We start from the raw sequence: 5,780 nt of genomic DNA, 5'->3' as shown, positions 1-5,780 counted from the left end.
GCGCTCTCCGACGTGATCGATTGGCGACAGTTCGGCTCCTCTGCGACGGGTGAGGCGGTCTCGGACGAAAGGTTCACACTCGTCCCGCGCTTCCCGATAGCCCGGCTCGACGGTGCGGCGTTCTACGGCGCGCTCCCCGTGCGTTTGGCCGGGGAGATCCGCGCATTCCGTCCCGACGTGATGATCGTCCAGGGCGCCGAGGACACCGCGCTCGCGCTCCTCGCACGACGACTCGCCCGTGTGTCCGTCCCGGTCGTCTTCGACGTCCACGGTGACTGGCGAAACAACACGCGCGTCTACGGCTCGCGGGGGCGGAGACTGATCTCCCCGGTTGCGGACGGGCTTGCCCGGCATACCCTGCGGCACGCCGATGCGGTTCGCACGGTCTCCGCCTTCACGAGCGAGCTCGTCTGGGAGGCAGGCGTCGAGCCGATCGCAACCTTCCCCGCATACATGGATCTGGGGCCGTACCTCGCCACCCCGCCTGCCTCGTTCCCCGAGCGACCGGTCGCTCTCTTCGTGGGCGTTCTCGAGCGGTACAAGGCCGTGGACGTGCTCGCCGAAGCGTGGCAACGCGTCATCGCCGATCGACCGGGAATGGGGCTCCATATCGTCGGCGCGGGGCGGCTCGAGTCGCTCGTCCGGTCGCTCGTCGCGGATCCGACGCTCGGTGCGCGTTGGACAGAGCGCCTCGGCACCGCCGGAGTCGCGCGGGCACTCGACGAGGCAACGCTCCTCGTTCTCCCTTCCCGCCGCGAGGGGATGGGCCGAGTCATCGTCGAGGCGTTCTGCCGCGGCCGACCGGTCGTCGGGACGCGGTCGGGAGGGATCCCCGATCTCGTCGAGGACGGCGTCAGCGGTGTGCTCGTGCCGACGGACGATCCGGCTTCGCTCGCCGAGGCGCTCGGGCGCGTTCTCGGTGACCGCTCACTCGCGGAGCGCCTCGGCGATGGCGCGCACGCGGCCTCGGCAACGTGGGCGGCAACCCCTGAGGAGTTCGCTCGGCGAGTTCGAGACCTCGTCGACGCGGTCATCGCCCGTCGCGGCTCCTAGACTTCGAGGGTGGCCGCATACGCTGCAAAGCAGCACGTCAAGAACACCGTGTACCTCGGCGTTGGCACGGTGGGTCGCCTGCGACGCCCTGTGACGGGTGGGCTGCGGGTGCTGCTCTACCACAAGGTCAACGACGCCGAGGGCAATCCGGGCTCTGTCCCGACGGCACTCTTCGCCGAGCACATGGCGCTGATCGACGCAGAGGGGTATCGCCCCGTTGCGCTCGACAACGTGCTCGACCATCTGTATCGCGGAGCTTCGCTACCGCCGCGGGCAACCCTGATCACGTTTGACGACGGCTACCGGGACAATCTCGTCGGCGCGGCTCCGATCCTGGCACGCTCCGGCTACCCGGCCGTCCTGTTCGTGAGTGTCGGCAGCATCGGCTCCGACGTCCCGTTCCCGCACGATGAGGGGCTGCCCACGAGGAATCCGACGCTCGACTGGGAAGGGCTTGCCGAGATCGAGCGCCTCGGCGTTCGCGTCGAGTCGCACGGCATCACCCACGTGCCTCTGGCGAGGCTCGCCAGTTCGACCGCCGAGCGTGAGCTCGTGACCTCGAAGCGCGTTCTCGAGGAGCATCTCGGCCGACCGATCCGCGCGTACGCCTACGTCAAGGGTGGCGTCGCCGACTTCCAGCAGCAGCACCGTGCGATGCTCCGGCGCTCCGGCTACGAAGCCGCGTTTACGACGGTGACAGGTCTGAACAAAAGCGGGGCCGACCCGTTCGCGCTCAGGCGGTACAACGTTGAGCCGTACCCCGCGAGCACGCTCTCCCTCGTCCTCCGGGGAGCGTGCGACGCGATGGCGCTCAAGGACTCGGGGCCGGGCACGGCGGCGAGGCGGGCGTTTAATCGGGTTCTGCGGACGACCTCGAAATGACGGCGTTCTCGATCGAGCCGTACGAGGCGCGCCATCGCGACGCGTACCTCGGGCTGATGAGCGAGGCATGGGGGCCGGTCGCGATGAGTGGTGAGGTGTTCGACTGGTGGTTCCACACGAACCCGGCCGGAAGCCTCATGTCCGTCGCAGTCATCGACGGCGAGGTCGTCGGTGTCGCCTCGCATACCCTCGCCCGCTTGCAGATCACAGGGGAGGAGCGGCTCGCCCAGTACTCCGTGCATGCGGTGACCTCCGAGCGCGCTCGTGGGCTCGGCATCTTCCGAGCGCTCGAGCGCCACCACGAGGAGCTCGGCGCGGATCGTGGTTCCGCATGCGTGCTCGCCTTCGCGAGCGCGCCGACGCGGCCGCTCTTCCTCGGTCCTCTCGGCTGGAGCCAGATCGATCGGCGCCGCGTGTGGGGTAGGCCGTTGCGCGGTGCGATGACCCGGCGGGTCGGGCGCCAGGGCACGACGTCGGGGCGTCCGGACTCTCCCGTCCACCGGATCGAGCGGTTCGGCCCCGAGCACGAGGCGGCGTACCGTGCGGCCGCGCCGATCCTCGGGAACCATGTGATCCGGGACGTGCGCTACCTCCAGTGGCGCTATCTCGACTCTCCAAAGGGCTACTCCGCCTTCGCGACCGCGAACGGCTTCGCGGTCCTCGGGCATGTGCAACGCGGCCGGATTTCCACGGCCCTCCTGATGGAGCTCGTCGCTCCGGCGCACGAGGCCCCCCCCTTGCTCGCGCAGTGCGTCCGCTAGGCGCGGTCTGCCGACATCCTGGTCGCCGTGCCGTCCCCGACGATCTCACGCGCGCTCCTCGTCCGCTCGGGATTCGTCCCCCTTCCGACACGACTCGACTACGTCGGGAAGGGTCTCTCATCGCCGCTCGTCTCAACACCAGACCTCTGGTCGGTCTCTCTCGGAGACACTGACTTCTTCTAAGCATGCGCCTCGTCTTCATCACCCAACGCGTCGATCCCGATGATCCGATCCTCGGAGCTACCGTGGCGAAGATCACCGCCCTCGCAGAACGGTTCGACGAGGTGGTCGTCGTCACCGACAGCGCGGTGCCCGGGACGCTTCCTTTGAACTGTCGAGTACGAACATTTGCCTCGCGCACCAGAGTGGGGAGAGGGCTGCGTTTCACTGCGGCGATGATCGCGGAGGTCATCCGGCGTCCTCGGCCGGTCACCGTCCTTGCCCACATGTGCCCGATCTACGCCGTACTGGCGGCACCGCTCGTGCGGCCGATCGGCGTTCGCGTGGTGCTCTGGTACGCCCAATGGCACCCGACGCGGATGCTCTCGATCGCTGCCCGCGTTTCGACGACCATCGTCAGCGTCGACACGCAGAGCGTGCCTATCCGCTCGGCGAAGGTCGTGGGCATCGGGCACGGGATCGACGTCGCGCAGTTCACCTGTTCCCGCAGCCCGGAAATCGAGCGGCCGTACGCGCTCGTCGCGCTCGGCCGCTATTCCGACTCGAAGGGCCTCGACACGATCGTGAGGGCGATCCGGCTCGCTCGCGACGCGGGCGTCGACGTGCGACTCGAGTGTCACGGGACGTCGACCATGCCAGGAGAGCGTGCGGTTCTCCAGGGACTCGAGCGCCTCGTCGATGAGCTCGGACTCGACGGCGTCGTCGTCCTCGGCGGACCGATCCCGCGCGGCGAGGTGCCGGAGCTGTTCACGCGCTCCTGGGCGCTCGTCAACAACACACGGTCCGGAGCCCCCGACAAGGTGGTTTACGAGGCGTGTGCTTCCTGTCTGCCGATCCTCGTTTCGAGCCCTCCGGTCGGGGCGCTCGTGGCCGACCTCGAGCCCGACCTCCGGTTCGCCCCGGACGACCCCACGGCGCTCGCGGCGGCCATCGGCGATCTCTCGCGCGTCCACGGCGGTGCGCGGGCCGAGCTAGGCGGGAGATTACGTCAGCGGGTCACGGAGGCGCACTCGACGGACTCGTGGGCCGATGCGATCGTACGGCTGTCGACATGACCTGATCACCGCCGGTGGGCGGCGAGGGCCTGCGCGTAGACCGCCATTGTGCGCTCCGCCATCGCAGCCACGGAGAATTCGCTGCGAGCACGCGCGAGCCCCGCTGCGCCGAGCGAGCGCGCCCTCGCCGGCTCGTCGAGCAGGTCGCAGACCGCAGCGGCAAGTCGCATCACGTCGTCGGACGGTATGAGGAGACCTGTCGACCCGTCCTCGACGATCTCGGGAATCGAGCTGACGTCACTGGCGACGACCGGCAGGCCAGCGAGCATCGCCTCGAGGAGCGCAAGGCCGAAGCCCTCCCAGCGGGCCGGGTGGACGAACACCTCGGCGCGCCGAAGCCAGTCGGTGACATCGCCGACGCTGCCGGCGAGATACACGGCGTCGGCCACGCCCTGTGCCTTGGCGAGAGCGAGCAACTCGTCCCTCTGCGAGCCGAGCCCGAGATCGACGAGAACCGCGTCGGGGTGCCGCACACGGATCCGGGCGAGTGCCATGATCGCCACATCGAGACCCTTCTGCTCCTCGAGCCGCGAGATCGCGAGTAGGACGCGCGCGCTCGTCGCCAACGTCGGTCCGCCCGGCGGCCCCCACGCTGCGGGGAGGTCGTCGAGACCGTAGTGGACGACGGAGATCTTCTCCTCCGGGATGACAACACGCCCTATGTTGAAGCGCGCCAGTGCCTCGGTGATGCAGATGATGTGACGCGCGCGCCGAGCGCAGAGTCGCTCGACATGCCGGAAGTGCCCGAGCCGGAAAGGATCATCGTTGTGCTTCGTCGACACGACAGCGGCACGGCCCGAGACCGCGGCACCGTAGACATCCGCGTGGACGAGATGAGTGTGGACGATGTGCGGTCGCAACGTCCGGATCGCACGTCGCAACCGGTATGCGAGGGTCGGGGCGATGTCCCGGGGGGCTTCGAAGCGCTGGTAGGGCACGCCGAGCGTATCGAGCTGGGCGTAGAACGGGCTCGGATCTGCATCGTCGAGCCCGACGAAGGTGGCCTCGATCCCACGCTCTCGGAGGGCAGGAAGGAGCGTCAGCAGGTGCCGCTCGGACCCCCCAACGCCGCGGAGACGATGAACGTGGACGACTCTCATGCCGCCCGCGGTCCTCGCAGGCGCCGCTCGACGAACGAGTAGACCGTGGCCAGTCCGACCGCCGCGGGAAGACAGAGGAGGAAATCCCACGGAGCCCGGTATCGCACCGTGCCAGCGAACACCATCGCCATCACGGTCTGATAGCCGAGGAGAACGAGAACGAGGGCGACGAAGCGGCGGGGGATGCGTACCACTCCGACCAGCGCGAGCGCGATCAGCGCAAAGACGTACAGGGGCTCGCCTATGTCCCGGGCAAGCCCCGCGACCCCCGATCTCGGACCGCTCTCCTCGACCGTGACCGTCGGATTCCACAACATCCCGACCGCTTGTGCCGAAAGCCTTGCCTTCTCTCTCGGATGCTCGCGCCAGAAGTCGACGACGAGGCTGCGGTAGAAGCGCATCTGCGCGCACTCGTCCACCTCGACGACGCGCCCCGTCCGCTCGGTGATGTCGGCGGCAAGTTCGGGCCAGGGAGGAGCGCCGGGCAGCTGCGGCACCTGATCGATCCACTCACCTCGCGCCAGGATCGCGTACGTCGCGAGGTTGTTGGCTTTCCAGAGTGCCCGAGAGTCGGTGGTCAGCGCTGCGCAGCCGACGGAGACCTCGTTCCGAACGAGCCAGGGGCTGACGACCACGGCGGAAACGGCAATCGCGAGCACAGCACCCCTGACGGCGCTCCGGATCGGACTCAACACGAAGAGCAGGTAGACCGCGAGCACCGCAGGGAGGAGAGCAAGACGCGCATTCCC

Annotated in this window: 7 protein-coding genes; 5 read left to right on the top strand and 2 right to left on the bottom strand. The window is 68.6% G+C overall.

All coding sequences use genetic code 11. The annotated features are described in order from the left end of the window. The 5 genes from ABIR74_RS11080 to ABIR74_RS11060 form a co-directional block, all read left to right on the top strand. Positions 1–1,053, top strand: a 1,053-nt coding sequence (locus ABIR74_RS11080; protein ID WP_348178051.1) for a glycosyltransferase family 4 protein, incomplete at its 5' end; no start/stop codon positions are given. Positions 1,054–1,062: 9 nt separating this feature from the next. Then, a complete protein-coding gene (locus tag ABIR74_RS11075; protein ID WP_348178049.1) occupies positions 1,063–1,935 on the top strand; it encodes a polysaccharide deacetylase family protein in 873 nt (290 codons plus the stop codon). Further along, positions 1,932–2,696: a hypothetical protein gene (locus ABIR74_RS11070; RefSeq protein WP_348178047.1), complete on the top strand. Its 765-nt coding sequence runs from the start codon at positions 1,932–1,934 to the stop codon at positions 2,694–2,696. Before ABIR74_RS11075 ends, ABIR74_RS11070 begins: the two co-directional genes overlap by 4 nt. Positions 2,697–2,723: 27 nt before the next feature. Continuing rightward, positions 2,724–2,879, top strand: coding sequence for a hypothetical protein (locus ABIR74_RS11065; protein WP_348178045.1), 156 nt, complete (start codon positions 2,724–2,726; stop codon positions 2,877–2,879). Positions 2,880–2,881: 2 nt separating this feature from the next. Next, positions 2,882–3,931, top strand: coding sequence for a glycosyltransferase family 4 protein (locus ABIR74_RS11060; protein WP_348178043.1), 1,050 nt, complete (start codon positions 2,882–2,884; stop codon positions 3,929–3,931). 5 nt (positions 3,932–3,936) lie between these two features. Here the strand turns inward: ABIR74_RS11060 and ABIR74_RS11055 are convergent, their stop codons facing one another. Then, on the bottom strand, positions 3,937–5,031 hold the full coding sequence (locus tag ABIR74_RS11055; protein WP_348178041.1) for a glycosyltransferase family 4 protein: 1,095 nt from the start codon (positions 5,029–5,031) through the stop codon (positions 3,937–3,939). Next, positions 5,028–5,780 (bottom strand): hypothetical protein (locus ABIR74_RS11050; protein WP_348178039.1); only part of this gene is annotated, 753 nt, incomplete at its 5' end. The genes ABIR74_RS11055 and ABIR74_RS11050, both read right to left, overlap by 4 nt.

Source organism: Gaiella sp. (assembly GCF_039915195.1).
Taxonomy (GTDB): Bacteria; Actinomycetota; Thermoleophilia; order Gaiellales; family Gaiellaceae; genus Gaiella.
This window is presented reverse-complemented; position numbering and strand designations above follow the sequence as displayed.

Excerpts from the sequence above, each read along its gene's own strand:
- ABIR74_RS11070 (WP_348178047.1), top strand. The coding sequence starts at position 1,932 with ATGACGGCGTTCTCGATCGAGCCGTACGAGGCGCGCCATCGCGACGCG.
- ABIR74_RS11060 (WP_348178043.1), top strand. The coding sequence starts at position 2,882 with ATGCGCCTCGTCTTCATCACCCAACGCGTCGATCCCGATGATCCGATC.
- ABIR74_RS11055 (WP_348178041.1), bottom strand. The coding sequence starts at position 5,031 with ATGAGAGTCGTCCACGTTCATCGTCTCCGCGGCGTTGGGGGGTCCGAG.